General features: G+C 71.9%; 23 protein-coding genes. 10 read left to right on the forward strand and 13 right to left on the reverse strand.

The features are described from left to right. Positions 1 to 177: 177 nt before the first annotated feature. Both ACFC0G_RS14000 and ACFC0G_RS14005 read right to left on the reverse strand, forming a co-directional pair. Complete coding sequence (locus ACFC0G_RS14000; RefSeq protein ID WP_376402216.1) at positions 178 to 843, reverse strand: DUF402 domain-containing protein; 666 nt, start codon at positions 841 to 843, stop codon at positions 178 to 180. A 74-nt stretch (positions 844 to 917) separates the two neighbouring features. Continuing rightward, positions 918 to 2,327: a class II fumarate hydratase gene (locus ACFC0G_RS14005; protein ID WP_376402219.1), complete on the reverse strand. Its 1,410-nt coding sequence runs from the start codon at positions 2,325 to 2,327 to the stop codon at positions 918 to 920. 142 nt (positions 2,328 to 2,469) lie between these two features. Here ACFC0G_RS14005 and ACFC0G_RS14010 point away from each other — a divergent pair, with 142 nt between their 5' ends. Beyond that, on the forward strand, positions 2,470 to 4,008 hold the full coding sequence (locus ACFC0G_RS14010; protein WP_376402222.1) for a ricin-type beta-trefoil lectin domain protein: 1,539 nt from the start codon (positions 2,470 to 2,472) through the stop codon (positions 4,006 to 4,008). A gap of 85 nt (positions 4,009 to 4,093) precedes the next feature. Here ACFC0G_RS14010 and ACFC0G_RS14015 read toward each other — a convergent pair whose 3' ends face one another. The 3 genes from ACFC0G_RS14015 to ACFC0G_RS14025 all read right to left on the reverse strand — a co-directional run bounded on the left by ACFC0G_RS14015 (position 4,094) and on the right by ACFC0G_RS14025 (position 7,371). Next, positions 4,094 to 4,765, reverse strand: a complete 672-nt coding sequence (locus tag ACFC0G_RS14015) for a lipoprotein (RefSeq protein WP_376402225.1) — start codon at positions 4,763 to 4,765, stop codon at positions 4,094 to 4,096. A 73-nt stretch (positions 4,766 to 4,838) separates the two neighbouring features. Then, positions 4,839 to 5,525 (reverse strand): HAD family acid phosphatase, encoded by a 687-nt coding sequence (locus ACFC0G_RS14020; protein WP_376402228.1) that lies wholly within the window; start codon positions 5,523 to 5,525, stop codon positions 4,839 to 4,841. 175 nt (positions 5,526 to 5,700) lie between these two features. Beyond that, complete coding sequence (locus ACFC0G_RS14025; protein ID WP_376402231.1) at positions 5,701 to 7,371, reverse strand: fumarate hydratase; 1,671 nt, start codon at positions 7,369 to 7,371, stop codon at positions 5,701 to 5,703. A gap of 216 nt (positions 7,372 to 7,587) precedes the next feature. Between ACFC0G_RS14025 and ACFC0G_RS14030 the strand changes: the two genes are divergently transcribed. Together ACFC0G_RS14030 and ACFC0G_RS14035 are read left to right on the forward strand one after the other, a co-directional pair. Then, positions 7,588 to 8,304 (forward strand): DUF1707 domain-containing protein, encoded by a 717-nt coding sequence (locus tag ACFC0G_RS14030; protein ID WP_376402234.1) that lies wholly within the window; start codon positions 7,588 to 7,590, stop codon positions 8,302 to 8,304. A 317-nt stretch (positions 8,305 to 8,621) separates the two neighbouring features. Next, the gene (locus ACFC0G_RS14035; protein ID WP_376402237.1) at positions 8,622 to 8,996 is read left to right on the forward strand and encodes a WhiB family transcriptional regulator; all 375 of its coding nucleotides are present in this window, start codon (positions 8,622 to 8,624) and stop codon (positions 8,994 to 8,996) included. Positions 8,997 to 9,092: 96 nt separating this feature from the next. On the opposite strand, the gene glpX is transcribed toward ACFC0G_RS14035, so the two are convergent. Then, positions 9,093 to 10,127: a class II fructose-bisphosphatase gene (gene glpX, locus ACFC0G_RS14040; protein ID WP_376402240.1), complete on the reverse strand. Its 1,035-nt coding sequence runs from the start codon at positions 10,125 to 10,127 to the stop codon at positions 9,093 to 9,095. A gap of 133 nt (positions 10,128 to 10,260) precedes the next feature. Here glpX and ACFC0G_RS14045 point away from each other — a divergent pair, with 133 nt between their 5' ends. Continuing rightward, positions 10,261 to 10,794: a DUF4245 domain-containing protein gene (locus ACFC0G_RS14045; protein ID WP_376402243.1), complete on the forward strand. Its 534-nt coding sequence runs from the start codon at positions 10,261 to 10,263 to the stop codon at positions 10,792 to 10,794. A gap of 95 nt (positions 10,795 to 10,889) precedes the next feature. Here the strand turns inward: ACFC0G_RS14045 and ACFC0G_RS14050 are convergent, their stop codons facing one another. The 5 genes from ACFC0G_RS14050 to ACFC0G_RS14070 all read right to left on the reverse strand — a co-directional run bounded on the left by ACFC0G_RS14050 (position 10,890) and on the right by ACFC0G_RS14070 (position 14,993). Next, the gene (locus tag ACFC0G_RS14050; RefSeq protein WP_376402246.1) at positions 10,890 to 11,480 is read right to left on the reverse strand and encodes a malonic semialdehyde reductase; all 591 of its coding nucleotides are present in this window, start codon (positions 11,478 to 11,480) and stop codon (positions 10,890 to 10,892) included. A gap of 397 nt (positions 11,481 to 11,877) precedes the next feature. Then, the gene (locus ACFC0G_RS14055; RefSeq protein ID WP_376402249.1) at positions 11,878 to 12,123 is read right to left on the reverse strand and encodes an exodeoxyribonuclease VII small subunit; all 246 of its coding nucleotides are present in this window, start codon (positions 12,121 to 12,123) and stop codon (positions 11,878 to 11,880) included. A gap of 46 nt (positions 12,124 to 12,169) precedes the next feature. Then, entirely contained in the window at positions 12,170 to 13,399 is a 1,230-nt protein-coding gene (xseA, locus tag ACFC0G_RS14060; RefSeq protein ID WP_376402252.1) for an exodeoxyribonuclease VII large subunit, read from the reverse strand. Next, on the reverse strand, positions 13,390 to 13,620 hold the full coding sequence (locus tag ACFC0G_RS14065) for a hypothetical protein (RefSeq protein WP_376402255.1): 231 nt from the start codon (positions 13,618 to 13,620) through the stop codon (positions 13,390 to 13,392). The genes xseA and ACFC0G_RS14065 overlap by 10 nt, the downstream gene beginning before the upstream one ends. 11 nt (positions 13,621 to 13,631) lie before the next feature. Further along, positions 13,632 to 14,993, reverse strand: coding sequence for an APC family permease (locus tag ACFC0G_RS14070; protein WP_376402258.1), 1,362 nt, complete (start codon positions 14,991 to 14,993; stop codon positions 13,632 to 13,634). A 54-nt stretch (positions 14,994 to 15,047) separates the two neighbouring features. On the opposite strand from ACFC0G_RS14070, the gene ACFC0G_RS14075 reads away from it, so the two are divergent. Next, on the forward strand, positions 15,048 to 16,100 hold the full coding sequence (locus ACFC0G_RS14075) for a 4-hydroxy-3-methylbut-2-enyl diphosphate reductase (RefSeq protein WP_376402261.1): 1,053 nt from the start codon (positions 15,048 to 15,050) through the stop codon (positions 16,098 to 16,100). Between the two features lie 64 nt (positions 16,101 to 16,164). Continuing rightward, positions 16,165 to 16,908, forward strand: a complete 744-nt coding sequence (ppgK, locus tag ACFC0G_RS14080) for a polyphosphate--glucose phosphotransferase (protein WP_376402264.1) — start codon at positions 16,165 to 16,167, stop codon at positions 16,906 to 16,908. A gap of 178 nt (positions 16,909 to 17,086) precedes the next feature. Here ppgK and ACFC0G_RS14085 read toward each other — a convergent pair whose 3' ends face one another. Continuing rightward, entirely contained in the window at positions 17,087 to 17,683 is a 597-nt protein-coding gene (locus ACFC0G_RS14085) for a DUF6542 domain-containing protein (RefSeq protein ID WP_376402393.1), read from the reverse strand. A gap of 347 nt (positions 17,684 to 18,030) precedes the next feature. On the opposite strand from ACFC0G_RS14085, the gene ychF reads away from it, so the two are divergent. The 3 genes from ychF to ACFC0G_RS14100 all read left to right on the forward strand — a co-directional run bounded on the left by ychF (position 18,031) and on the right by ACFC0G_RS14100 (position 22,874). Beyond that, a complete protein-coding gene (gene ychF, locus ACFC0G_RS14090) occupies positions 18,031 to 19,119 on the forward strand; it encodes a redox-regulated ATPase YchF (RefSeq protein WP_376402267.1) in 1,089 nt (362 codons plus the stop codon). A gap of 199 nt (positions 19,120 to 19,318) precedes the next feature. Next, entirely contained in the window at positions 19,319 to 21,979 is a 2,661-nt protein-coding gene (locus ACFC0G_RS14095) for a BTAD domain-containing putative transcriptional regulator (RefSeq protein WP_376402270.1), read from the forward strand. A 103-nt stretch (positions 21,980 to 22,082) separates the two neighbouring features. Beyond that, positions 22,083 to 22,874, forward strand: coding sequence for a DUF4232 domain-containing protein (locus ACFC0G_RS14100; RefSeq protein WP_376402271.1), 792 nt, complete (start codon positions 22,083 to 22,085; stop codon positions 22,872 to 22,874). Positions 22,875 to 22,953: 79 nt separating this feature from the next. Here the strand turns inward: ACFC0G_RS14100 and ACFC0G_RS14105 are convergent, their stop codons facing one another. After that, a complete protein-coding gene (locus tag ACFC0G_RS14105; RefSeq protein ID WP_376402274.1) occupies positions 22,954 to 24,075 on the reverse strand; it encodes a pyridoxal-phosphate dependent enzyme in 1,122 nt (373 codons plus the stop codon). Positions 24,076 to 24,263: 188 nt separating this feature from the next. Here ACFC0G_RS14105 and ACFC0G_RS14110 point away from each other — a divergent pair, with 188 nt between their 5' ends. After that, a complete protein-coding gene (locus ACFC0G_RS14110) occupies positions 24,264 to 25,838 on the forward strand; it encodes a S8 family serine peptidase (RefSeq protein ID WP_376402277.1) in 1,575 nt (524 codons plus the stop codon). Positions 25,839 to 25,996 lie beyond the last annotated feature (158 nt).

Below are 25,996 nucleotides of genomic sequence, written 5' to 3' on the forward strand. Positions count from 1 at the left end.
CGGAACACCCGGGCGCACGTCCGGCACTGCTCTCCCCCTCGTGGATGACTTGCGGTCAGGTCCTGTGCTGTGCTCAGTCGTTGACGTGGTCTTCGGTCGGTCTGACGTGCTGTTCGATCCGCTTCTGCCGTGCGGAGGACGATCCTACGTTTGAACCCCGGGGGCGCATCAAGGGTCTCACGGGGCCGTGTGGGCCGGAGTGCGGTCCCAGTCTCCCGGCAACTGCGGCACGGGCCACCCCGGATCGGGCCGCCAGTCCTCCCAGCCGTCGGCGAACGGCGTCCCCCAGGAGTGGATCTGCTCCACGGCCCGCCGGCCCGCGGCCCGCACCCGCGCGGCCTGCTCCGGGTCCATCAGACCGGACCGCTGGGCCTGCGCGAACTCGTCCTCGTCCCGCCACAGCCAACTGCGGTCGGGGTAGACGGAGATGTCGAGGAAGTGGTCCTCGGAGTCGACGCCGCCGGCCCAACGGGTGCGCGGCTCCTCCAGGTTCACGTACCAGCTGCGGAAGCGCCAGCCGCGCTCCCAGAACAGCCACACCGACCAGGGGTCCCCGGGCCGGGCCAGCTTGAGGACCCCGCTGCCGAACCAGCGGGACCGCTCCGTGGTGCGCGGGGCGGTGTACCGGGTGGCGAGCGGCTCCTCGTGCACGGGCGTCCCGTCGCTCAGCACGGGCCGTACGCATTCGGTGCCGGGCGCCATCCAGACCGCGAGCAGCTCAGACGTGTCCTGGACGACGGTCACCGGCCGGCAGATGTGCACGGCGCCGGTGCCGTTGCCGCGGTAGCGCCAGAGGATCTGCTCCCCCGGCGCCCAGTGCTGAGGCCCGCCCGACTCTGTCATGCGCAGATCTTAGGGGCGCGCTCCCACGATCGCTGCGGTACAGGTCACTGATGAGTCAGCCACCGACCGGTCGGTCACGGACGTGTCATCCGCAGGACGTCCAGCGCCTCGTCCAGCTGCTCGACCGTGAGGTCGCCCCGCTCGACGTAGCCGGAGGCGAGCACCACCTCGCGGATGGTCTTCCGCTCGGCGAGGGACTTCTTGGCGACCTTGGCGGCCTCCTCGTAGCCGATGTACTTGTTCAGCGGGGTGACCACGGACGGCGAGGACTCGGCGTACTCGCGGGCGCGCTCGACGTTGGCGGTGATCCCGTCGACCGTGCGGTCCGCGAGCAGCCGGGAGGCGTTGGCGAGCAGCCGTACCGACTCCAGGAGGTTCTTGGCCATCACCGGCAGCATCACGTTGAGCTCGAAGTTCCCCGCGGCGCCCGCCACCGCCACCGTGGTGTCGTTTCCGGTCACCTGTGCGGCGACCATCAGGACCGCCTCGGGGACCACCGGGTTCACCTTGCCCGGCATGATCGACGAGCCCGGCTGGAGGTCGGGGAGGTTGATCTCCGCGAGGCCCGTACGCGGGCCGCTGGCCATCCAGCGCAGATCGTTGGCGATCTTGGTGAGGGAGACGGCGACGGTCCTGAGCTGCCCGGACGTCTCCACGAGCGCGTCGCGGGCGCCCTGTGCCTCGAAGTGGTCGCGGGCCTCCGTCAGCGGCAGGCCTGTCGCGCGCGCGACCTCCGCGATGACGGCCGCCGAGAAGCCGGCCGGGGTGTTGATGCCTGTGCCGACCGCCGTACCGCCGAGGGGGAGTTCGGCGAGCCGGGGGAGTGCGGAGCGCAGCCGCTCCACGCCGTACCTGACCTGGGCCGCGTAGCCGCCGAACTCCTGGCCGAGGGTGACCGGGGTGGCGTCCATCAGATGCGTACGGCCGGACTTCACCACCGTCGCGAATTCGGCCGATTTTCGCTCCAGGGACGCGGCCAGATGGTCGAGCGCGGGGATCAGGTCGCGGGTGACGGCGCCGGTGGCCGCGATGTGGATGGAGGACGGGAAGACGTCGTTGGAGGACTGCGAGGCGTTCACGTGGTCGTTGGGGTGGACGTCCCGGCCCTCGGGGAGCCGCTCGGTGGCGAGGGTGGCGATCACCTCGTTGGCGTTCATGTTGGACGAGGTGCCGGAGCCGGTCTGGAAGACGTCCACGGGGAAGTGGTCGTCCCAGCGTCCCTCGGCGACCTCCTCCGCCGCCGAGACGATCGCCCCGGCCCGGTCCGCGTCGATCACCCCGAGCTCGGCGTTGACCGTGGCCGCGGCGGCCTTGATCCGGGCCAGGGCCTCGATGTGGGCGCGCTCCAGGCGCTGGCCCGACACGGGGAAGTTCTCCACGGCCCGCTGGGTCTGCGCACGCCACTTGGCGTGCGCGGGGACCCGCACCTCGCCCATGGAGTCGTGCTCGATCCGGTACTCGCCGGGTGCGCTGTTCGTCGTCATCTTCGTCAACCTCCTGGCTGTGCCCGTCGGGGGGCGACCCCCTGACCCCCCGAAAAAGCTGAGCACTTGTCTTGTTCGATGTATTCCCAACCCGCGTACCGACCAGTAAAAACCGTGGGTAACCCCACTTCCAGGAGGCGCAATGACGCGCACCAGGTACAGACTCCGCTGGCCCATCGCGGCCGTCGCCGCGGCCGCCGCCGCGCTCGGCACGATGACCGCCGCGGCACCCGCCGGCGCTGCCCCCTCGGTCGCCACCGGCACGGCGGCGGTCACCGCTTCCGTACCGCTCCCGCCCGAGCTGGAGGCGATCCGGGCCGCCGAGGCCACCAAGATCTACGGCGACCCGGCCGAGCGCCCGCTCGCGCAGCGCAAGACCGGCCTCATCTCCCTCGGCGACAGCGAGATCTCCGGCGAGGGCGTCGGCACGTACGAACCCCCCACGAACGGCCCGACCAACTGGTGCCACCGCTCGCCGGACGCCGCCATCCACCGCACCGGCATCCCCGCGGACCTCACCTTCAACGTGTCCTGCTCCGGCGCGTACACCGGGAACATCCGGATCGGCGGCTCGAAGCAGTACGCCGACGAGCTCGTCCAGAGCGACAACCTCGCCGTGAAGGCCCGCAACACCCGGATCAAGATGGTCCTGCTCGTCGCCGGAGCCAACGACGACCTGCAGTTCGGCCCCGTCATGACCGACTGCGTCCAGCGCTACCTGCTGCTCCAGGGCACCTGCGAGCCCAAGTACGCCCCCGGCTGGCAGGCCCGCGTCGACGCGCTCGTCCCCAAGGTCGAGCAGACCGTGCGCGACCTCAAGACCGTCATGCGCGACGCCGGATACGCCGACGGCGACTACAAGCTCGTCGTGATGGGCTACCCCAGCCCCATCGGCCCCGACTTCCCCGACAACCCCTCCTTCCCCGGCAAGCTGATCTGCGGCGGACTCGGCTACGACTCCGACACCGTCTGGGGCCGCAACACCGCCGTCCCCGCCTTCGAGCGCGGCATGCGCAGGGCCGCCGCCTCGACCGGGGCCGTCTACCTCGACAACTCGCGGCTCTTCCACGGCCACGAGGTCTGCATGGAGGACACCTGGGCCCGCGGTCTCTTCATCGACCTCTCCAAGCCCGGCACCCCGGACGAGAACTCGGTCCGGCAGTCCTTCCACCCCAACGCGCGCGGCCACGCCGCCTTCGCCTCCTGCCTCACGCAGATCTACGACTCCGGCCTCCGTGAGGCCGGCTGCGCCGACGTGAACTCCTCGGGCCGGCCGACGCTCTTCCCGGTCGCCTGGGACGACGCGTACAAGCCGCTGACGAACCAGGCCACCGGGCAGTGCCTGGACGTCGAGGCCGCCTCCTCCGCCAACAACACGGGAGTGGTCGGCTGGGACTGCCACGGCGGCCGCAACCAGGGCTGGTGGTACGACTCCGCCCGCCAGACCGTCCACACCCAGCTCACGCAGGACCGCTGCCTGGACGTGCCGGCCTCCGGCTTCCAGGCCGGCAAGGCGCTCATCATCTGGAACTGCCACGGCGGCGCCAACCAGAAGTTCGTCCGCGACGGCGCCACGATCCGGCCCGCCGGAGCGACGGGCCTCTGCCTCAGCCAGGGCGCGTCGAAGGAGCCGGTCCGGCTCCAGAACTGCGACGGCTCCGCGAACCAGAAGTTCGTGTAGCCCGGACCGGGCACGAACCCCACGGAACGCCGTGGCCCCCGTCCGGTGCGGGACGGGGGCCACGGTTCGTCGTGTCCGGAACGGATCAGCCGAGCTTCAGCGTCGTCCTGGCCAGCTCGTACGCCGGGAGCATCGCCCGGTGTTCCGCCGTGTCGAGTCCGCCGAGGTGGACGATCACCGTCCCCTGCGGGGTCGCGACGGCGAAGGCCCGCTCCTCCTTGGTCTCCTCCATCACGTCGTTGTGGACGGTGTACGTCACCTCGGTGGCGGGCAGCGCGCCCGCCTTCGTCTCGCGGTAGACGACGGCCGAGCTTCCCTTCTCCGCCTTCACGAACGCTTCGAGGCCGGCGCGGGCCGGCCCCTCGCCCCTCGTCGTCCACACCCGCAGATAGCCGACGTGCCCGGCCGGCTTGGCGTCCACCTCGCAGCGGACCGTGGCCGGGCCCTGGCGCGTGAGCGCCACGAACTCCGGGTTCTCGGGATCCTCGATCGCCTCCGGCTCCCACTTCTCCGCCAGCGCGAAGGAGACGGGCAGCGCGCAGGCCGTCCCCGGCCCGCCGAGGGGCTTGCCCGCGGCGACCGCGGCGGTCCCCGCCGTCGCCTTCGGGGCGGGAGTGGCCGTCGAGGCCGCCGCTGCCGTGGGCCGAGCGCCCTGGGTGATCTCGGGCAGCGGCTCGGGGGCGGCGCAACCGGCCGCCGACACCCCGCCCACCAGCAGGGCGACGGCCGGGACCATGATCCGTATCGGGTGTTCCATGCGCGTCAGAGTAGCCGCGCGAGCGGGCGGGACCGGGGCGGGACAGTGCTCAGGGACTCAGGGGCTCAGGGGCTCAGGACAGCTTGCCGTCGTAGTCGGGCAGCTTGAAGGCCCGCTCCGCGTGACCGCCGACGATGTCGGTGGTGTTGTTGCCGATGTTCGCGACGATCGTGTAGCCCTTGGCCTCGATCTCCGCGCGCTTCTCCGTCTTGTACGCGCTGACCTCGGCGAACAGGTCGGGCAGCGAGCGCACGTACAGACCGTCGACCGGGTATCCGGCCCGCTTCAGGTTCCAGTCGGTCAGGGAGTGGATGATCCCCGGGCGGGCGGTGACGAAGAAGACCGCCACGCCCTTGGCGTGGGCGTCGCGGACCAGGTCCCGGACGTCCGCGATGGCCGGGGTCGGCAGTTCCCAGAAGGGGTGGAAGTCGGTCTCCAGGGAGGAGTTGTCGATGTCGAGGACGATGGCCTGCTTCTCGCGGCCGGCGTCCTTCGCGCGCTCCTCGATGTACGGGCGGGCCTCGGCGACGACGGCGGCCACGTCCTTGCGCCAGGTCGCGTAGTCCACGTCCGCGAGGGCGGCGGTCGACACCAGGTGGGTGTCCGGGTCGGACGCGGAGGCGGCGGGGGCGGGACCGACGACGAGGAAGGCCGTCAGGGCCAGTGCGCCCGTGGCGCCGGCGGCGACGCGCCTGCGGGCGGACGTGCTCGGCGCGGACGTGCTGGGGGCGGACGTGCGGGTGGGGAATGCGGAGGGCATGGGGGGCTCCCGAGTGGTCTACCGGCTCAGTGGTTGACATGCTCGCGGCCAATACTGACCGGTAGGTAACGAGAGGTCTACCGGTCGGTAGCCAGTTTCTGAGCGGAGATCGACAGCGCCCCCGGTCCGTACGGCGAAGGTACGGACCGGGGGCGCTGTCGGGAATCCGGACGGATCAGGCGAGACCGGGACCCCGCACCGGGATGTGCGTGAACGTCGGCTCGGGCGCCGGGTTCTGGAAGAAGTCGTTGCCCTTGTCGTCCACGACGATGAACGCCGGGAAGTCCTCGACCTCGATCTTCCAGACCGCCTCCATGCCGAGCTCCTCGTACTCGACGACCTCGACCTTCTTGATGCAGTCCTGCGCGAGCCGGGCCGCCGGGCCGCCGATCGAGCCGAGGTAGAAGCCGCCGTGCGCGTCGCACGCGGCCGTGACCTGGCCGGAGCGGTTGCCCTTGGCCAGCATGACCTTCGAGCCGCCCGCCGCCTGGAACTGCTCCACGTACGAGTCCATGCGGCCGGCCGTCGTCGGACCGAACGAACCGGAGGCGTACCCCTCGGGGGTCTTCGCCGGGCCCGCGTAGTAGACCGGGTGGTCCTTCAGGTACTGCGGCATCTCCTCGCCCGCGTCCAGGCGCTCCTTGATCTTGGCGTGCGCGATGTCGCGCGCCACGACCAGCGGGCCGTTGAGGGAGAGGCGGGTCTTGACCGGGTACTTGGTCAGCTCGGCGAGGATGTCGTCCATCGGCTGGTTCAGGTCGATCGTGACGACGTCGCTCTCCTCGGAGAGGTGCTCGTCGGTCGTCTCCGGCAGGAAGCGCGCCGGGTCGGTCTCCAGCTGCTCAAGGAAGACGCCCTCGGCGGTGATCTTCGCGACGGCCTGGCGGTCGGCCGAGCAGGACACGGCGATCGCGACGGGCAGCGAGGCGCCGTGGCGGGGGAGGCGGACGACGCGGACGTCGTGGCAGAAGTACTTGCCGCCGAACTGCGCGCCGATGCCGATCTTCTGCGTCAGCTCGAAGACCTTCTCCTCCAGCTCCTTGTCGCGGAAGCCGTGGCCGGTCTCGGCCGAGCCCTCGGTGGGCAGCTCGTCCAGGTAGTGCGCGGAGGCGTACTTCGCGGTCTTGAGCGCGAACTCGGCGCTCGTGCCGCCGACGACGATCGCCAGGTGGTACGGCGGACAGGCGGCCGTGCCGAGCGAGCGGATCTTCTCCTCCAGGAACTTCATCATGCTCGCCTCGTTGAGGACGGCCTTCGTCTCCTGGTAGAGGAAGGACTTGTTGGCGGAGCCGCCGCCCTTGGCCATGAAGAGGAACTTGTACGCGCCGCCGTCGGTCGCGTACAGCTCGATCTGCGCGGGCAGGTTCGAGCCGGTGTTCTTCTCCTCCCACATGGTGACGGGGGCCATCTGCGAGTACCGCAGGTTGAGCTTGGTGTACGCGTCGTAGATGCCCTTGGACAGGGCCTCCTCGTCGCGGCCCGGGGTCAGCACGTTCTGGCCGCGCTTGCCCATGACGATCGCGGTGCCGGTGTCCTGGCACATCGGGAGGACGCCGGCGGCGGCGATGTTCGCGTTCTTGAGGAGGTCGAGCGCGACGAACTTGTCGTTGCCCGACGCCTCCGGGTCGTCGATGATCCGGCGCAGCTGGGCCAGGTGGGCCGGGCGCAGGAAGTGCTGGATGTCGTGGATCGCCTCGGCGGCCAGCGTGCGCAGCGCCTCGGGCTCGACCTTGAGGAACGTACGGCCGTCGGCCTCGAAGGTGGAGACACCTTCGGAGGTCACCAGGCGGTAGGGCGTGGTGTCCTCTCCCAGGGGGAGCAGATCGGAGTACGCAAACTCTGGCATGGCAGCCATTCCTCACTCGACAGACAGCGGCGCCGCCTCCCTTGGCCGCGCGTCCTCCAGCGTAGAACGAGGGCGCGGCCCGGATCCTGTGAGGTAAGGCTCACTGGCGAACGGGACCACGCCGATGTGGCGCGTTTCCGCTTCGTCCGCATCGTCTTCCACAGGCCCGGCCCCGCCCCCTGGTCGCGATCTATCGCGTTTCGCTAGGCTGGCTCCGTGGACCTCGAAAAGAAGCCCGAACCCGAGAAGCAGCCGCAGCCGCAGCGGTCGGCCGCTGCCGAACCCGCCCCGGCCGAGACCGCTTTCGCCGATCCGCGAGGCGCGCTGCGGGCGTCCGACGCGGACCGGGACCGGATCGCGGACATCCTCCGGGACGCCCTGGCCGAGGGTCGGATCGATCCCGAGGAGCACTCGGACCGGATCGACGCGGTCTACCGCGCCAAGACCGTCGGGGAGTTGGAGCCGATCGTCAGCGACCTGCCGGGCCCCCGGACCCGCCGGGATCCCGAGCCGGCGTACGACGACTACCCGGGCGACCCCGAGGGTGCCGCGGACAGCCTCGTCGCGATCTTCTCCAGCACCACCCGCAAGGGCCGGTGGCGGGTGGGCCGCAGGACGAACGCCTTCGCGCTCTTCGGCAACATCGAGATCGATCTGACCGAGGCGATCTTCGCGCAGCGGCTGACCACGATCAACGCCACGTCGATCTTCGGGAACGTCGAGGTGCGGGTCCCGGAGAACATCAGCCTGCGGGGCAACGGCAGCGGAGTCTTCGGCAACTTCGAGGTCGTGACCCTGGAGGGCGTCGATCCGCAGGCCCCGGTCGTCGTCGTCAACGGCTACTCGGTCTTCGGCAACGTCGAGGCGAGGCCCAAGCGCGGCAAGTGGATCACCGACCTCCAGAGCAAGCTGCGCAAGCATCTCGGCAACTGACGGCAAGCACCTGGGCGACTGACAACCAGCACCTGGGCGACTGACGGCAAGCACCTCGGCGACTGACAGGCAGGCCTCGCGGCGACTGACAGCAGGCCTCGCGGCGTCGGGCGGGCCGTCGGCGTCGAGCCCTGGCGTCAGGCCCCGGCGTCGGCCGCCGGCGGCGGGACGATCTTCCCGGTCGAGCGCGGTGACCGGATTCCGCCCTGAGGTATCCGCAGTGCGGAACGGGACCGCACGCAGTGCATAGGCGCGCGCACAGCGGGTAGGGCTGCTGCATCGCCGCTCGCTCGCGAAGCCGTCGTCAGGAGTAGACCGTGCTGCCACTGCCGCATCAGCCCCTCCAGGTCGCCGCCGTTCCCCCTCAGCGCACACCTGCCCGGGAGGACGAGGCCGGCCCCTGGCACGCGGAGGCGGTGTGCCGCCGGGACGAGGCCGGGCTGTTCTTCGCCCCCTCCAAGGAGCCGACCGCCGCGCGGCTCGCGCGGGAGGAGGCGGCCAAGCGCGTCTGTGCCCGCTGTCCCGTGATGGTCGAGTGCCGGGAGCACGCGCTGATCCAGCCCGAGCCGTACGGGGTGTGGGGCGGGCTCACCGCGGCGGAGCGCCGCGTCGTCCTGGCCCGGCGCCGGCGGCGCGAGGTGGAGCTGAGGAAGGCGTCCGCGACCGACGGACGGATCGCCCAGGCGGGCTGACGGGGGAGCGGACGCCGTCGCGGCCCGTACGGGAAGGGGCGCCCCCACCGCACATGGGGGCGCCCCTCTTCGTACCGTTCGGGCGACTCGCTCGGCCTACTTGGCGCGGTCGAAGTCGATCTTGCTGTACGCGCGCAGCTTCGAGAGCCGGTGCGTCGAGTCGATCTGGCGGATCGTGCCGGACTTCGAGCGCATGACCAGCGACTGCGTGGTCGCCGTCTCGGCGCGGTAGCGCACGCCGCGCAGCAGCTCGCCGTCGGTGATGCCGGTCGCGACGAAGAACACGTTGTCGCCGCTGACCAGGTCGTTCGTGGAGAGCACCCGGTCCAGGTCGTGGCCCGCGTCGAGCGCCTTCTGCCGCTCGGCCTCGTCCTTCGGCCACAGCTTGCCCTGGATCACACCGCCGAGGCACTTGATGGCGCAGGCGGAGATGATGCCCTCGGGCGTGCCGCCGACACCCATGAGCAGGTCGACGCCGGTGCCCTCGCGGACGGCCATGATCGAGCCGGCGACGTCGCCGTCCGAGATGAACTTGATCCGGGCCCCGGTCTCGCGGATCTCCTTGACGATGCCCTCGTGGCGGGGGCGGTCCAGGATCATGACCGTGATGTCCTCGGGCGAGGAGTTCTTCGCCTTGGCGACCCGGCGGATGTTGACCGAGACGGGGGCGTTGATGTCGACGAAGTCGGCGGCCTCGGGGCCGGTGACCAGCTTGTCCATGTAGAAGACCGCGGACGGGTCGAACATGGTGCCGCGGTCGGCGGCGGCCAGGACGGCGATCGCGTTCGGCATGCCCTTGGCGTTGAGCGTGGTGCCGTCGATCGGGTCGACGGCGATGTCGACCTCGGCGCCGGTGCCGTCGCCGACCCGCTCGCCGTTGAAGAGCATCGGGGCTTCGTCCTTCTCGCCCTCGCCGATGACGACGACGCCGTTCATCGAGACGGTGGAGATCAGGGTCCGCATGGCGTTGACCGCCGCGCCGTCCGCGCCGATCTTGTCGCCGCGGCCGACCCAGCGGCCGGCGGCCATGGCGGCGGCCTCGGTGACGCGGACCAGCTCAAGGGCGAGGTTGCGGTCGGGGGCCTCGGGGGAGACGACGAGCTCGGGCGGCAGGTGATGGCTCTCGGTCATCGAAGCGCACCTTTCTGTACGGCGACGGCCGGGAACGGCGACGGCCGGGAAAACGAGGGTGTTCCGACTCTATCGGTACGTCGACAAAATGAGCAGAGGGGCCCACGTTTGAGCGCGACGCCCTGATGCGACCATGATGGGCGTGGCAGGTATGCGAGGTAGGCAGACGGTACGAGGGATGTTCCAGTCCCTCGGGGTGATCATGGTTGCTGCGGGAGTGATGTATCTCTTCATCCCGCACGACGAGAGCGCGGCGCCGGTCAAGGCGAAGGACTACCGCGTCGAGCTCCTGACGGCCCAGCGGGCGGCGCCATATCCGGTGCTGGCCCCCGAGGGGCTCGGGGCGGACTGGAAGGCGACGGTCGTCTCGTACAAGCGCGAGAAGGGCGACGCCTGGCAGCTCGGGTTCCTCTCCCCGGACACGCAGTACGTGGCGATCCACCAGTCGACGGCGGAGCCGGGCAAGTACGTGCCCGAGGTCACGCACGAGGCGAAGAACACCGGGAAGACCCAGACGGTGGCCGGCCAGCTCTGGCAGCGCTGGGAAGGGCCGAAGTACGACGCGCTCGTCCGTACGGAGGGCGGCGCGACGACCGTCGTGACCGGCACGGCCTCCTTCGAGCGGCTCGCCGAGATGGCGGGCTCGCTCAGGTCGCAGAAGGCCTGAGGAGCGACCGAGACGCACGGGAAGGGCCCCGCACTCCGTGAGTGCGGGGCCCTTCGTGCGTGCCGCGTGTGCCGTGAGGCCGAGCGCGATCAGGCTCAGACGGTCGTGACGACGTCGTCGTAGGCCAGGCGCGGGGAGCGCGGGAACCAGGCGTCCTCGCCCGGCTTGCCGATGTTGACGACCATCAGCGGGGTGTGGTCGTCGTCCAGGAACTCCTTCTGGAGCCCGGCGAAGTCCAGACCGGTCATCGGGCCGGCGGCGAGGCCGGCGGCGCGGACGCCGACGATGAAGTAGGCGGCCTGGAGGGCGGCGTTCAGCACGGCGGACTGCTCGCGGACCGGGCGCTCGGCGAAGAACATGTCCTTGGCCTGCGGGAAGTGCGGGAGCAGGGCCGGGAGCTCCTCGTGGAACTCGTTGTCGGCGGAGAGGATCGCGACCAGCGGGGCGGTGGCGGTCTTCGGCTGGTTGCCCTCGGACATGTGCTTGACCAGGCGCTCGCGGGCCTCGGGGGAGCGGACCAGGGTGATGCGCAGCGGGGTCTGGTTGAAGGCGGTCGGGCCGTACTTCACCAGGTCGTAGATCGCCTGGACCTGCTCGTCGGTCACCGGCTCGTCGGTGAACGTGTTGGCGGTGCGGGCCTCACGGAAGAGGAGGTCCTGGGCGGCGGGGTCAAGGGCGAGAGACATGCTGCGTACCTTCCGGACTGCGGATCAAGCGATGTCCTCGAATGTACGCGCATGATTGGTGAAACTTCAACTAATCCATCCGGATAGTGATCCGCTTCACTCCGAGTCTACGACAGGGCATGGGTGGGGCCGGGCGGGGGCGCCGGCAGTCCACGGGTAGGGCCTGGGCAAGGGCGTCGGCAGTCCATCGGCAGGGCCCGGGCAAGGGGCGCCGGCAGCCCATCGGAGGGTCCGGGCAAGGGTGTCGGCAGTCCACCGGCAGGGCCCGGGCGGGGCGGACGCAGCGCACCGGCGGGGCGCCCAAGTTCACCGCCAGCCCGGCAAAGCCAAGCCCACCGCAAGCCCACCTTCAGCCCGGCGGCAGTCCGCCTGCGGCCCACCGGCAGGGCCGCTCCGGCTACTCCTCCCCGCCCGCGGACTCCTCCTCGGCGGCGCGCTCCGCCGCCAGGGAGGCGTCGAGCCGGGCCCGCGCGCCCTCAAGGCGCCGCCGGCAGACCTTCGCCAGCTCCTCGCCGCGCTCCCAGAGCGCGAGGGACTCCTCCAGGGAGGTCCCGCCCGCCTCAAGCCGCCGGACGACCTCGATGAGCTCGTCCCGCGCCTGCTCGTACCCGAGCGCCGCCTCTTCCGTACCGGCTGCCGCCATGTGGTCCCTCCGTGTCGCTTCTCTCTCGATGATCTTCGGGCTCTGTTCAGGCCGGGCCGGCCACGTCCCCGCCCACGCGCCGCACCGCGAACTCGCCCTCGGCGACCCGGGCCCGCAGCTCCTCGCCCTCCGCGACCTCCTCGGGGGAGCGGACCACCGCCCCGTCCGCCCGCTGGAGCACCGCGTACCCCCGCTCCATCGTCGCGGCGGGCGACAGTGCCCGGACCCGCGCCCGTGTGTGCGACAGCTCCGAGTCGGCCCGGTCCAGGAGGTGCCCGAGGACCCGCCGGCTCCGCGCGAGCAGCGCGTCGATCTCGTCCTCGCGGACCTCGACCATCCGCTGCGGATGCTCCATGACGGGCCGCGCGAGCGCGTGCGCGAGACCGCGCTCCTCGCGCTCCAGGAGCCCCCGGACGGTCCGCAGCGCCCGGTCCCGCAGCCCTCGGACGCGGTCGAGCTCCTCCCCGACGTCCGGTACGACCTTCTTGGCCGCGTCCGTCGGCGTCGAGGCCCGCAGGTCGGCCACCAGGTCGAGCAGGGGAGAGTCCGGCTCGTGCCCGATCGCGGAGACCACCGGCGTACGGCAGTCGGCGACGGTCCGTACGAGCTGCTCGTCCGAGAACGGCAGCAGGTCCTCGACGCTGCCGCCGCCCCGGGCGACGATGATCACGTCCACGTCCTCGTGGGCGTCGAGCTCCTTCACCGCCTGGACGACCTGCGGGACCGCCTTCACGCCCTGCACCGGGACGTTCCGCACCTCGAAGCGGACGGCCGGCCAGCGGCGTCGCGCGTTCTCCAGGACGTCCCGCTCCGCCGCCGAGGCGCGTCCGCAGACGAGCCCGATCAGATGCGGCAGGAACGGCAGCGGCTTCTTCCGGTCGAGCGCGAAGAGCCCCTCGGCCGCGAGGCTCCGCTTCAGCTGCTCCAGCCGGGCGAGCAGCTCGCCGATGCCGACCGGCTTGATCTCCACGGCCCGCAGCGACAGCTGCCCGCGCGGCGCGTACCACTCGGGCTTGGCGTGCACGACGACCCGGGCGCCCTCGGACACCAGGTCCGCGACCGAGTCGAAGACCTGGCGGTAGCAGGTGACGCCGATCGAGATGTCGTGCGAGGGATCCCGCAGCGTCAGGAAGACGACCCCGGCGCCGGGGCGCCGCGACAGCTGGGTGATCTGCCCCTCGACCCAGATCGCTCCGAGCCGGTCGATCCAGCCCCCGATCAGGCGGGAGACCTCACCGACGGGAAGCGGTGCTTCGGCGGACGTAGTCAGAGCCATGGACCGAGCGTAACGGCGCGGTACGACAACGTGTACGACCACGGCAGCGCGTACGACGACGGCGAGGCAGCGCGTACGAAGACGGCGACGGCCGTGCGTACGACGACGAGACGACCGGGCGCCGCGTACGAAGACGGGACGGCGGCGCGCAAGGCGGCGGCGACGGCGGAGTGCAAGGCGGCGGCGACGGCAACGGCCTCGTCCCCGACCCGCGCACGCACGCACGGCGACGTCAGGGCCGCACGGGCGTCCGCGTCGTGCCCTGCAGGGCCAGGACGACGAGCCCGATCCCCAGCCACACCACGCCCACTACCTGCGCGGCGACCGAGGCCTCCACGATCACCGCGATCAGGATCGACGCCCCGACGACCGGCATCACGACGTGCTTCAGCCAGTGCGGCGGCCCCTCCGCGCGCCGAACCGCGAACCACCCCACCACGCTCGCGTGCAGCAGGACGAACGCCGTCAGCGCGCCGACGTCGACCACCGACACCAGATGGTCGAGGCCGTCGTCCTGCCGCGCCGCCCACACCGCCGCGACCATCGTCACGGTCGCCGCCACGAGCAGCGCCACCCGCGGCACGCCCGCGTCCGTCCGGGCGAGCAGGTGCGGCAGCCGCCGCTCGCGGCCCATCGCGAAGAGCAGCCGCGCACCGGCCGCCTGCCCCGCGAGGGCGGCGAAGGCCGCGCCGATCGCCTTCGAGACCGCCACCAGGTCGTGCAGCCAGCCGCCGACCGACACCTCCACGGCGTCGTAGAAGGCGGAACCCTGCTTCGCCGGATCGGCGGCCAGCTCGGCCGACGAGACCGGTTCGAGGAGCGCCACGAGCCAGGTCTGCGCCACGAACAGCGCGCCCGCGAGCGCGAGGCAGAACAGCACCGCCCGCGCGACCTTCGCCGACCCGCCCGTGACCTCCTCGGCGAAGGAGGCGATCGCGTCGAAGCCCAGATAGGACAGCACCGCCACCGACACCGCGCCGATGACCGCGGCCATCGAGAACGAGGCGTCCCCGGTGAGCGGCGACCACCAGTCGCGCCGCGGCCCGTCCCGTACGAGCACCACCACCGCCGACACGACGAAGACCAGCAGGACGACGATCTCCATCGCGAGCACGGCGAAGCCGACCCGGGCCGCGGCCCGGACGCCCCACAGGTTGAGCAGGGTGGTGATCACCACGGCGATCCCGGTCCACACCCACCGGTCCACCTCCGGGACCAGCGCCTCCATCGCGATGCCCGCGAAGAGATAGGCGACGGCTGGGATCAGCAGGTAGTCGAGCAGCGCCATCCACCCGGCGATGAATCCCGGGCCTTCTCCGAGGCCCTTGCGCGCGTACGTGAAGACCGAGCCGGCCTGCGGCGCGACCCGGATCATCTGGGCGTAGCTGAACGCGGTGAACGCCATGGCGACGGTGGCCACGACGTACACCAGTGCGACGGCCCCGTGGGACTTGGCGTCGAGCGTGCCGAAGACGCCGACGGGAGCCATGGGAGCGATGAAGAGGAGTCCGTAGACGACCAGGTCGCGGAAGCCGAGGCTCCGGCGGAGATCGGTGTGTTCCTCGCGCGCAGCCACCTGCGGTTCCTCGGCCATGCGGTCAGTCTCGGCCACGGCACCGATCAATCCGCTGACCGACGCGGCCTTACGATGGGACGCATGACTGCAACGCCCGCGTCGACGCCCGAGTCCGCCCCCGCGACGAACCGCCCGAAGCGTGTCCTGCTCGCCGCTCCCCGCGGTTACTGCGCGGGCGTGGACCGTGCCGTGATCGCGGTGGAGAAGGCCCTGGAGCAGTACGGGGCGCCGATCTACGTGCGCCACGAGATCGTCCACAACAAGTACGTGGTCCAGACGCTGGAGCGGAAGGGCGCGATCTTCGTCGACCAGGCGACCGAGGTGCCGCCGGGCAACATCGTGATGTTCTCCGCGCACGGCGTCGCCCCGACCGTCCACGAGGAGGCCCGCCAGGGCCGGCTCGCGACGATCGACGCGACCTGCCCGCTGGTCACCAAGGTCCACAAGGAAGCCGTCCGCTTCGCCAACGAGGACTTCGACATCCTCCTCATCGGCCACGAGGGCCACGAGGAGGTCGTCGGCACCTCCGGCGAGGCGCCCGACCACATCCAGCTGGTCGACGGCCCCGGGGACGTCGCCAAGATCGAGGTCCGCGACCCGTCCCGGGTCGTGTGGCTCTCCCAGACCACGCTCTCGGTCGACGAGACGATGGAGACGGTCGACGCGCTGAAGGAGAAGTTCCCGCAGCTGATCTCCCCGCCGTCCGACGACATCTGCTACGCCACGCAGAACCGCCAGATCGCCATCAAGGAGCTCGCCGGCGAGGCCGAGCTCGTGATCGTCGTCGGCTCGAAGAACTCCTCGAACTCGATCCGCATGGTCGAGGTCGCCAAGCAGGCCGGCGTCCCCGCCGCCTACCTGGTCGACTTCGCGAGCGAGATCGACGAGGCCTGGCTGGAGGGCGTGACCAGCGTCGGCCTCTCCTCCGGCGCCTCCGTCCCGGACATCCTGGTCCAGGAGGTCCTGGAGTGGCTCGCCGAGCGCGGCTACGCGGACGTCGAGATCGTCAAGACGGCGGACGAGTCCCTGACCTTCTCGCTCCCCAAGGAGCTCCGCAACAAGGACCTGCGGGCGGTGGCGGAGCAGCTCGGCAAGGGCGATCCGGTCGCGGCCGCGGCGGAGTGACTCCACGCGCCGGGGAGTCACTCCACAAGGAGTAACTCCGCCCCACAGCCCTTACGGTGGGTCCATGAACGTCTTCGGAGTGGACATCGGCGGCTCGGGCATCAAGGGCGCCCCCGTGGACCTGGAGCGCGGAGCGCTCACCGAGGAGCGCCACAAGGTACTGACCCCGCAGCCCGCCACACCCGACGGTGTGGCGGGCTGTGTCGTGGAGGTCGTGGAGCACTTCGGCTGGACCGGACCGGTGGGCGTGACCTTCCCCGGTGTGGTGACGGGTTCGACGATCCGTACCGCGGCCAACGTCGACAAGGCCTGGATCGGCGTCGACGCCGGCACCCTCCTGAGCGAGCGGCTCGGCGGCCTCCCGGTGACCGTCCTGAACGACGCGGACGCGGCCGGCGTCGCGGAGATGACCTTCGGCGCGGGCCGGGGCCGCAAGGGCACGGTGATCCTGCTGACGCTCGGCACGGGCATCGGCTCGGCCCTCTTCGTCGACGGCCGCCTCGTGCCCAACACGGAGCTGGGCCACCTGGAGCTGAAGGGCCACGACGCGGAGACACGGGCCTCGACGAAGGCCAAGGAGGACGAGGACCTCACCTGGGAGCACTGGGCGAAGCGCCGGCTGACGAAGTACCTCGCGCACGTGGAGATGCTGTTCTCGCCGGACCTGTTCATCATCGGCGGCGGCGTCAGCCGCAAGGCCGACAAGTTCCTCCCGCTCATCGAGGGCATCCGCGCGGAGATCGTCCCGGCGGAGCTCCAGAACAACGCGGGCATCGTGGGAGCGGCGATGGCGGCGGGCGAGGCCTGAGGCCGCCGCCAGGTCCGATAAGCGGACGGGCGGACGGACGCTGGGCGACGGGGCGGGCAGGCGCTGGGCGACGGACGCTACACGGCGGGCGCTGGCGCCGGGCCGACGGACGCTACGCGCCGGGCCGACGGACGCTACGCGCCGGGCCGACGGGCGCTACGCGACGGGGCGGCGGGCGCTACGCGACGGGGCGGCGGCCCGGCGCGGAGGGACGCCCGCTCGGCTTCTCACCCGCACCGGAAGCCACCCGGCCGCCACCGACACCACTACCACCACCGGCGGCCGCGGCTGCGGCGGCTCGGTGCTGCCGCCTCCCCATGTCCCGTACCTTCCGCACGCTCGTGATGAGCCCGGCGACGAGGGTGCCGCCGTAGAGCCACCCGGCGTGCACGGCGAGCGCGGTCACGACGGCCATGGCCTGGCCGCCGAGTCCACCCGTACCGCCCGCGATGGGGACGACCCCGACGGCGAAGGCGATGGGCACGCCGATCGGGGCGGTGACGAGGTCGGCGGTACGGACCCACAGCGCGGTCAGGGCGCTGACCGGCAGGAACAGCAGCCCGAAGACGACCGGGGAGCCGTCGAGGATCAGCCGGTCGAGGAAACCGATCACCAGCATGGCGGCGGCGGCGAACAGACCGGCGCCGAGGCCGGTGAGCCGGGGCGAGGGGAGCCGTCGCAGGGCGAGGACGACGGGCGGCACCGGCCGTGCGCCCGGCGGCCGCCTCGTACCGCGCCCGGGAACGGCGGCCCCCGCGGCCCCGGCCCGCTCCATACGGGCGCCGCCGGCGCCCCGACCGGCCCTGCCGGTCACGCGGTACACGGCCGCGCCCTCGACGAGCGCGGCCGGTGCGGCGGGCGCGATGGGTGCGACGGGCGGTGTCACGGGCGTCACGGGCGGCGTGACGGGGTTTTGCGGCCGTCGGCGGCCTCGCGGCTGACTTGTCCTGTGCTGCTCCACCCCACCAACGTAGGTCGGGAATGGGCGGGAAGCGGGTCCGGGACACGCCCTTTGGGTGACCTTGCCCCCGAGATCGACCGAAGGTCGGCGTCACTGGCCGGTTCGCCCCGCCCGTAAACTGGGGGATCGGCCCACCATCCACACTTCAGGAAGTCGCCACCGTGTCGCTCACGATCGGAATCGTCGGTCTGCCGAATGTCGGCAAGTCGACCCTGTTCAACGCCCTGACCAAGAACGACGTGCTGGCGGCCAACTACCCGTTCGCCACGATCGAGCCCAACGTCGGAGTCGTCGGCGTCCCCGACGCCCGCCTGGCGGTCCTCGCGGGCATCTTCGGCTCGCAGAAGATCCTCCCCGCGACGGTGGACTTCGTCGACATCGCCGGCATCGTGCGCGGCGCCTCGGAGGGCGAGGGCCTCGGCAACAAGTTCCTCGCGAACATCCGCGAGTCGGACGCGATCTGCCAGGTCATCCGCGCCTTCAAGGACGAGAACGTCGTCCACGTCGACGGCAAGGTCTCGCCGAAGGACGACATCGAGACGATCAACACCGAGCTGATCCTCGCCGACCTCCAGTCGATCGAGAAGGCGGAGCCGCGCCTGACGAAGGAGTCCCGCCTCCAGAAGGAGAAGGTCGCGGTCCTCGCGGCCGTCCTCGAGGCGAAGAAGATCCTCGAGGCGGGCGACACGCTCTTCTCGAAGGGCATCGCCAAGGGCACGGAGCAGGGCGACCTCCTCCACGAGCTGCACCTCCTCACCACGAAGCCCTTCCTCTACGTCTTCAACGTCGACGAGGACGAGCTGACGGACGAGGCCTTCAAGGACGAGCAGCGCACGCTGGTCGCCCCCGCCGAGGCCATCTTCCTGAACGCGAAGCTGGAGCAGGAGCTCATCGAGCTGGAGGACGACGAGGCCCTCGAACTGCTCCAGTCGGTCGGCCAGGACGAGCCCGGCATGGCGACCCTGGGCCGCGTCGGCTTCGCCACCCTGGGCCTCCAGACCTACCTGACGGCAGGCCCGAAGGAAACCCGCGCCTGGACGATCAAGAAGGGCGCCACCGCCCCCGAGGCGGCCGGCGTCATCCACACCGACTTCCAGCGCGGCTTCATCAAGGCGGAGATCATCTCCTTCGCCGACCTGGTCGAGTGCGGCTCGGTGGCAGAGGCCCGCGCGAAGGGCAAGGCCCGCATGGAGGGCAAGGAGTACGTGATGCAGGACGGCGACGTGGTGGAGTTCCGCTTCAACGTCTGATCCGTGTCCGATCGACGACGGAAGGGCCGGGCTCGGGTGAGTCCGGCCCTTTCGGCGTGCTCGGGGCGGCCCGGGTGGGTGGATTCGGACGGTGGGGGTGGGGGCGGGGAACTTCGCGTCGTCGGTGACCCTCTTACCCCACGTATCCTCGACTGCCGGGGAAACGGGGGCCGGGGACAAGGGATCGCGGAGGTATCAGGTGGAGTTCCGGCTGCTCGGCTCCGTTGCGCTGGTGACGGAGGACGGCGACGTAGCCCTGGGGCCCGCCAAGCGGTCCAGTCTGCTCGCCATGCTTCTGCTGCGGCCCAACGGTGCCGTGAACGTGGGGCAGTTGATCGACGCCCTCTGGGAGGACGAGCCGCCCACGCATGCCAAGACCGTGCTCCAGGGGCACGTCTCGCGGCTGCGGGCGCTGCTCGCCGAGCACGGGGCGGAGGCGTACGGGGTCGAGCTCGCCACCCAGGGGTCGGCGTACGTGCTGCGCATGCCGGAGTCGCTCGTCGACGCCCACCGTTTCGAGGAGCTCGTCGGGCTCGCCGGGGTGCAGCGGCATCCCGGTGACGCCGTGCGGATGCTGCGCGAGGCCCTCTCGTACTGGCAGGGGCCCGCGCTCACCGGGACCGTCCACAGCCGGCCGCTGGAGGCCGCCGCCGGGGGGCTTGAGGAGTTGCGGCTGGCCTCCGTGGAGGCGCTGGCCGAGGCGTACGGGGCGCTCGGCGAGCACGGCCGGGCCGCCGCCGTGCTCCGTACCGAGGCCGTCGCCCATCCCCTGCGCGAGTCCCTGGCCGCCGCGCTGATGCTGGCGCTCGGCCGCGCGGGGCGCCAGTCGGACGCCATCGACTGGTACCACCGCACCCGGCGGCTGCTCGCGGAGGAGCTCGGGGTGGACCCCGGCGAGGCGCTCAGCGAGGCGTACGCGACGCTCCTGCGCTCCGCCGAGCCCGCCGCCCGCGTCCCCCGCCCGGCCCTCCCGGTCGAGGCGGCCGTCGCGTTCGCCGCGCCGGAGCAGCTGCCGCGCGCGCCGCGCGGCTTCACCGGCCGGGGCGCCGAGCTGGCCGGCCTCGACCGTGCCGTCGGCGGTGTGGTCGCGCCGCTGTGTCTTGTCACCGGGCCCGCCGGCGTCGGCAAGTCCGCGTTCGCCGTCCACTGGGCGTACGAGCGGCGCTCCGGCTTCCCCGACGGGCGACTTTTCGCCGATCTGCGCGGCTTCAGCGACACCCCGGCGCCCGAGACGGCCGCCGTCCTCCGCGAGTTCCTGCTCGCCCTCGGCGTCCCGGCGCTGCGGATCCCGGAGGCCGCCGACGCGCGCGGCGCGCTCTTCCGCTCCCTCACGGCGGGCCGCCGGCTGCTCGTCGTCCTCGACAACGCCCGCTCCTCCGAGCAGGTCAGGCCGCTGCTGCCCGGCGGCGACCTCTGCGCGACGGTCGTCACCAGCCGCGACCGGCTCAGCGGCCTCATCGCCTCGGACGCCGCCCGGCCGGTGCCGCTCGGGCAGCTGCCGCCCGCCGACTCGGCCGCGCTGCTCGCCACCGTGCTCGGCGAGGCGCGGGTCGCCGCCGAGCCCGCCGCCGCCGAGCGGCTCGCCGGGCTCTGCGACGGACTGCCGCTCGCGCTGCGCGTCACGGCGGCCCGCCTCGCCGAGCGGCCGCAGTGGACCCTCGGTGCGATGGTTGGCGAGCTCGCCGACGAGCAGGTTCGGTTGACACTGCTGGATGTGGAGGACGTCGGTGTCTCGGCGGCGCTGCGTCTCACCGTGCAGCAGCTGCCCGATTCCGCCGCCCGGATGTTCCGCGCGCTCGGCCTGCACACCGGATCCGACCTGGACCGTTTCGCGGCGGGCGCGCTCGCCGGCACGTCCCCCGCGCACGCCTCCGCCGACCTGGACCGGCTCGCCGCCGCCCACCTCCTCGCCGAGGCCGTCCCGGGCCGCTGGAGCCCGCACGACCTGGTGCGCCTCTACGCCCGCCACCTCGCCCCGGAGGCCGACCCCGAGGGCCTGCCCCGCCTCCTGGACCACTACCTCTATACGGGGCTCGCCGCCGACGCCGCCGCGGAACCGGGCTCCCAGCCCTGCTACTCCCTGCCCGCCGATGCCCGACGGCCCGCCGCGACGCGGGAGTTCGAGGACCGTACGGCGGCGCTCGACTGGTACGTGGCCGAACGTGCCGCCCTGGAGGGCGCGGTGGCCGCCGCCGCGGCGCTCGGCCTCCACGACCGGGCCTGGCGGCTCGCCCTCGTGCTGTGGCCGCTGATGCTCATGCGGATCGGGGACGGCTGGACGCCGCTCCTGGAGGCCGGGCTCGCCTCCGCCGAGCAGGTGGGCGACTTCGACGCGCAGTCGCGCACGCGGGCGCTCCTCGGCTGGGTGCTGCACGAGGAGGGCCGGGACGCCGAGGCGCTCGTCCACCTGGAGAAGGCGCCGATCCTCGCCGCCCGGGCCGGGGACGCGGTCAGCGAGGCGATCGCGTACGTCAACTACGCCGCCGTCCTCGACGCGGCAGGGGAGCACGAGCGGGCCGGACTGCTCATGGTCCACGCGGTGTCGCTCGCCGACCGCACCGGCCATCCGTCCACCCAGGTGCTGACCCTCCAGCACCTGGCGACGCACTGCCTGAAGGCGGAGCACTACGACGAGGCGCTCGCGCACACCGTTCGCGCGGGGGAACTGGTCGCACCCGACGCGGTGGTCGTCCGGGCCCAGCTGCAGATCGTCCGGGGTGAGGCCCTGGCCGGCATAGGCCGTCTTGAAGAGGCTGCTGACCAGCTGAAACGGGCGATCGCGGCGGCCGACGCGGCCGGTTTCACCGAGGGTTCGGCGCGGGCGGCGGAGCGGCTTTCGCGGTTGTCAGCGGATCGTTAGCGGTACGCAAGCGGGACGGCAGCGCGGGGCCGGAAGCTGGATACAGCACGCAGTACGGATGTACGTACCGCGTCGACCTAGAGCTTCACGGGGGAGAACCATCATGCGTACTCAGTACAAGACCACCGTCCTGGCCGCCGCCGCCCTCACCGCCCTCTCGCTGGGCCTGACCGCCTGCGGCGGCGACACCGACACCGGCGCCAAGGACGCGGGGAACGCGAGCAGCTCGCAGCAGGCCGCGGGCAAGGCGGACACCGGCAAGACGGACACCGGAACGGCGGACACCGGTACGGGCACGACCGGGGGCCAGGCCGGGGGCCAGACCGGCGCGGGCGACGACGCCGCCGGTTCGGCGAATCAGGCCTCGGTGAAGGGCGCCACCGCGGGCGGGTCCGCGTCCGGCGGCACGAGCAAGGCCACCAGCGGTTCCACCGGCTCCACCGGCGGCAAGACCGACGCCAAGGCCCCGGCCTGCGCTCACGGCGACGTCAAGATCACCGCGGCGAAGGCCGACGAGGTCCCCACCGAGCACATCGTCCTCACCGCCACCAACGTCTCCGGCCGCTCCTGCACCCTCCTCCAGTACCCGCTGATCGCCTTCGGCGACATCCAGACGGCCAAGGACGTCCCGGCCGTCGCGAAGAGCAAGCCGGCCGCCCCGGTCGTCCTGGGGCCCGGCGCCCCGGCGTACGCCAACGTGCGCGTCGCGCTCGGCGGTGTCGACGAGGAAAACAAGGTCGTGAAGAGCTTCAACGTGAACCTCTTCGCCGCCGACGGCCCGGCCGAGGGCAGCGTCGTCGTCAACGCCCCCGCCGGTGGCCTCGCGGTCGACGAGGCCGCCGCCAAGACGGGCTACTGGACGGCCGAGCTGCGCAACGGCGCCGACGAGTTCTGATCGGTACGAGGCCCTCGACTCGGTACGAGGCCCTCGACGCCCCCCAGGGCCTGTCCGGCCATGATCCGCCGGACAGGTCCTAGCGCGCCAGGCCCGTCTTCGCGCCCGCCCCGCACAGCGGGACCACGGTGAGGCCGGGGCGCGGCGCGGCGGCGCCGATGGCCGCCCAGCAGGCCACGCCCGTCGCCTCGACGAAGAGGCCGCGGGCCGCCAGGTCCCGCTGGGCGGTACGGATCTGGTCCTCCGTCACCGTCAGGAACGTGCCGCCCGTCTCGCGTACCGCCCGCAAGATCTGGCGGGCGCGGGGCGGTGCCGGGATCGCGATGCCCTCGGCGAGGGTGGGGCGCGAAGGGGCCGGGCCCGCGATGTCGTCCGCGCCCGCGTGGAAGGCGGTTGCCAGCGGGGAGACGGCCTCGGCCTGCACGGCGACCAGGGCCGGCCGGGTGTCCGTGAGGCCCTGGCGGTGGAGTTCGTCGAGGGCGAGGGCGGCGCCGAGGAGCAGCGTCCCGTTGCCGACGGGGACGACGATCGTGTCGGGGAGCCGGCCGCCGAGCTCCTCCCAGAGCTCGTACACATAGGTCTTGGTGCCGTGCAGGAAGTACGGGTTGTAGACGTGCGAGGCGTAGAATGTGCCGGATGCGTCGGCGGCCTCCCGGGCCGCCCGGGCGGTGGCCTCGCGGTCGCCGGGCACCTCGACGACGCGGGCTCCGTGCGCCCGGATCTGCTCCAGCTTCTTCGGGGACGTGCCCTCGGGTACGTACACGAGGCTGTCGAGCCCGGCCCGGGCTCCGTACGCGGCGATCGCCGTGCCCGCGTTGCCGCTGCTGTCGGCCACGACCCGGTCGAGGACCCCGGCGCGCGCCAGACGCAGGGCGTGCGCGGCGAGCATCACCGCGCCCCGGTCCTTGAAGGAGAGCGTCGGCATGAGGAAGTCGAGCTTGGCCGAGACCGTGTCGGTGAGGGGGACGAGGGGCGTGCGGCCCTCCCCGAGGGTCACTTCGGGCCCGTACGGCATCGGCGGCAGCGCCTCCTCGTACCGCCACAAGGAATTCACACGTGACGCGAGGGACGTGAGTGACGGGAGGGAGGAGGGCTCCGGTGTGAACTCCAGGTCCCAGGGGCCACGGCACTTCGGACAACACCAGGTGAGCGCGTCCGTGGAGGAGTGAACCTGGCAACGGGGGCACACGTAGGCGGTCATGGGGCCAGCATGTCAGCCGTGTGACACGGCTGTGTCGGCTCCGGCGTGACCCTTGTGTGATTCCTATGGATCCGCCAATCTTTCGCTCGGCAGCCGGGCATGGGAAGCGGCGTGGACACCTCGCGCCGTCTTGTCATGCTCATGCCTTCCCCCACAGCAACGCACCACCAATGAGGAGGACCCCTCACATGTCAGTGATGCGTGATTCACGTCGCCGAACAGCCACGGCCGCGGCCATCGCCGTCGCAGCCCTCGCCCTCGGCTCCGCCTCCACCCTCCCGGCCGTCGCCTCACCGGCCGCCGCGGAGGGCGTCATCGAGAACGCCGGAGCCGAAGGCACCATCGCGGGCAGCTACATCGTCACCCTCGACGAGTCCGCGCAGGCGGAGACCGCCAAGGGCCGGGCGGTCGCCGCCAAGTTCGGCGCGAAGATCAAGCGGACGTACACCTCGGCGATCAACGGCTACTCGGTCGAGCTCTCCGAGGCGCAGGCGAAGAAGCTCGCGGCCGACCCCGCCGTGAAGTCCGTCGCGCAGAACCGCGTCTTCACGATCGACGGTACGCAGCCCTCCCCGCCGTCCTGGGGCCTCGACCGGATCGACCAGAAGGCCCTCCCGCTGAACCAGAGCTACAGCTACCCGGACACCGCGGGCCAGGGCGTCACCGCGTACATCATCGACACCGGTGTCCGCATCAGCCACAGCGACTTCGGCGGCCGCGCCTTCAACGGCTACGACGCCATCGACAACGACAACACCGCCCAGGACGGCCACGGCCACGGCACCCACGTCGCCGGTACGGTCGCGGGCACGTCGTACGGCGTCGCCAAGAAGGCCAAGATCGTCGGCGTCCGCGTCCTCGACAACTCCGGCTCCGGCACGACCGAGCAGGTCGTCGCGGGCATCGACTGGGTGACGCAGAACGCCGTCAAGCCGGCCGTCGCGAACATGAGCCTCGGCGGAGGCGTCGACACCGTCCTCGACGCCGCCGTCCGCAACTCGATCGCCTCCGGCGTCACGTACGCGGTCGCCGCGGGCAACGACAGCGCCAACGCCTCCAACTACTCGCCGGCGCGCGTCTCCGAGGCCATCACGGTCGGCTCCACGACCAACACCGACGCCCGGTCCAGCTTCTCCAACTACGGCACGGTCCTGGACATCTTCGCGCCGGGCTCCTCCATCACCTCGTCCTGGAACACCGGCGACACCGCCACCAACACCATCTCCGGTACGTCGATGGCGTCCCCGCACGTCGCGGGCGCCGCGGCCGTCTACCTCGCGGGCAACCCGACGGCGACCCCGGCCCAGGTCTCCACGGCCCTGACGACCGCCGCCACCCCGAACGTCGTCACCAACCCGGGCACCGGCTCCCCGAACCGGCTGCTCTTCGTCGGCGGCGGCACCACCACCCCGCCCACCGGCCCGAAGTTCGAGAACACCGCGGACTTCGCCATCGCCGACAACGCGACCGTCGAGTCCCCGGTCACCGTCAGCGGCGTCACGGGCAACGCCCCCTCCGCCCTCCAGGTGCCGGTGAACATCGTCCACACCTACATCGGTGACCTCCAGGTCCAGCTGATCGCCCCCGACGGCTCGGCGTACACGCTGAAGGCCTTCGGTACGGGTGGCAGCGCGGACAACATCAACACCACGTACACCGTGAACGCCTCCTCGGAGGTCGCCAACGGCACGTGGAAGCTGCGCGTCACGGACAACGCGAACGCCGACACCGGCAAGATCGACTCCTGGGGCCTGCAGTTCTGAGCCCGTCCCGGTACCCGTAGGAGCTGAAGGGTGAGGGGTGGTCGCCCGCGGGCGGCCGCCCCTTCGGCGTACCCCGGGTCGGTTGGTGCGGGGGCCCACCGCGTACGATGCGCGCTCGTTCGCCTGTTCGCATCAGCCGCCCCGAGGCGCCCCGAGCA

The organism is Streptomyces sp. NPDC056169 (assembly GCF_042268445.1).
In the GTDB taxonomy this organism is placed as follows: Bacteria; Actinomycetota; Actinomycetes; order Streptomycetales; family Streptomycetaceae; genus Streptomyces.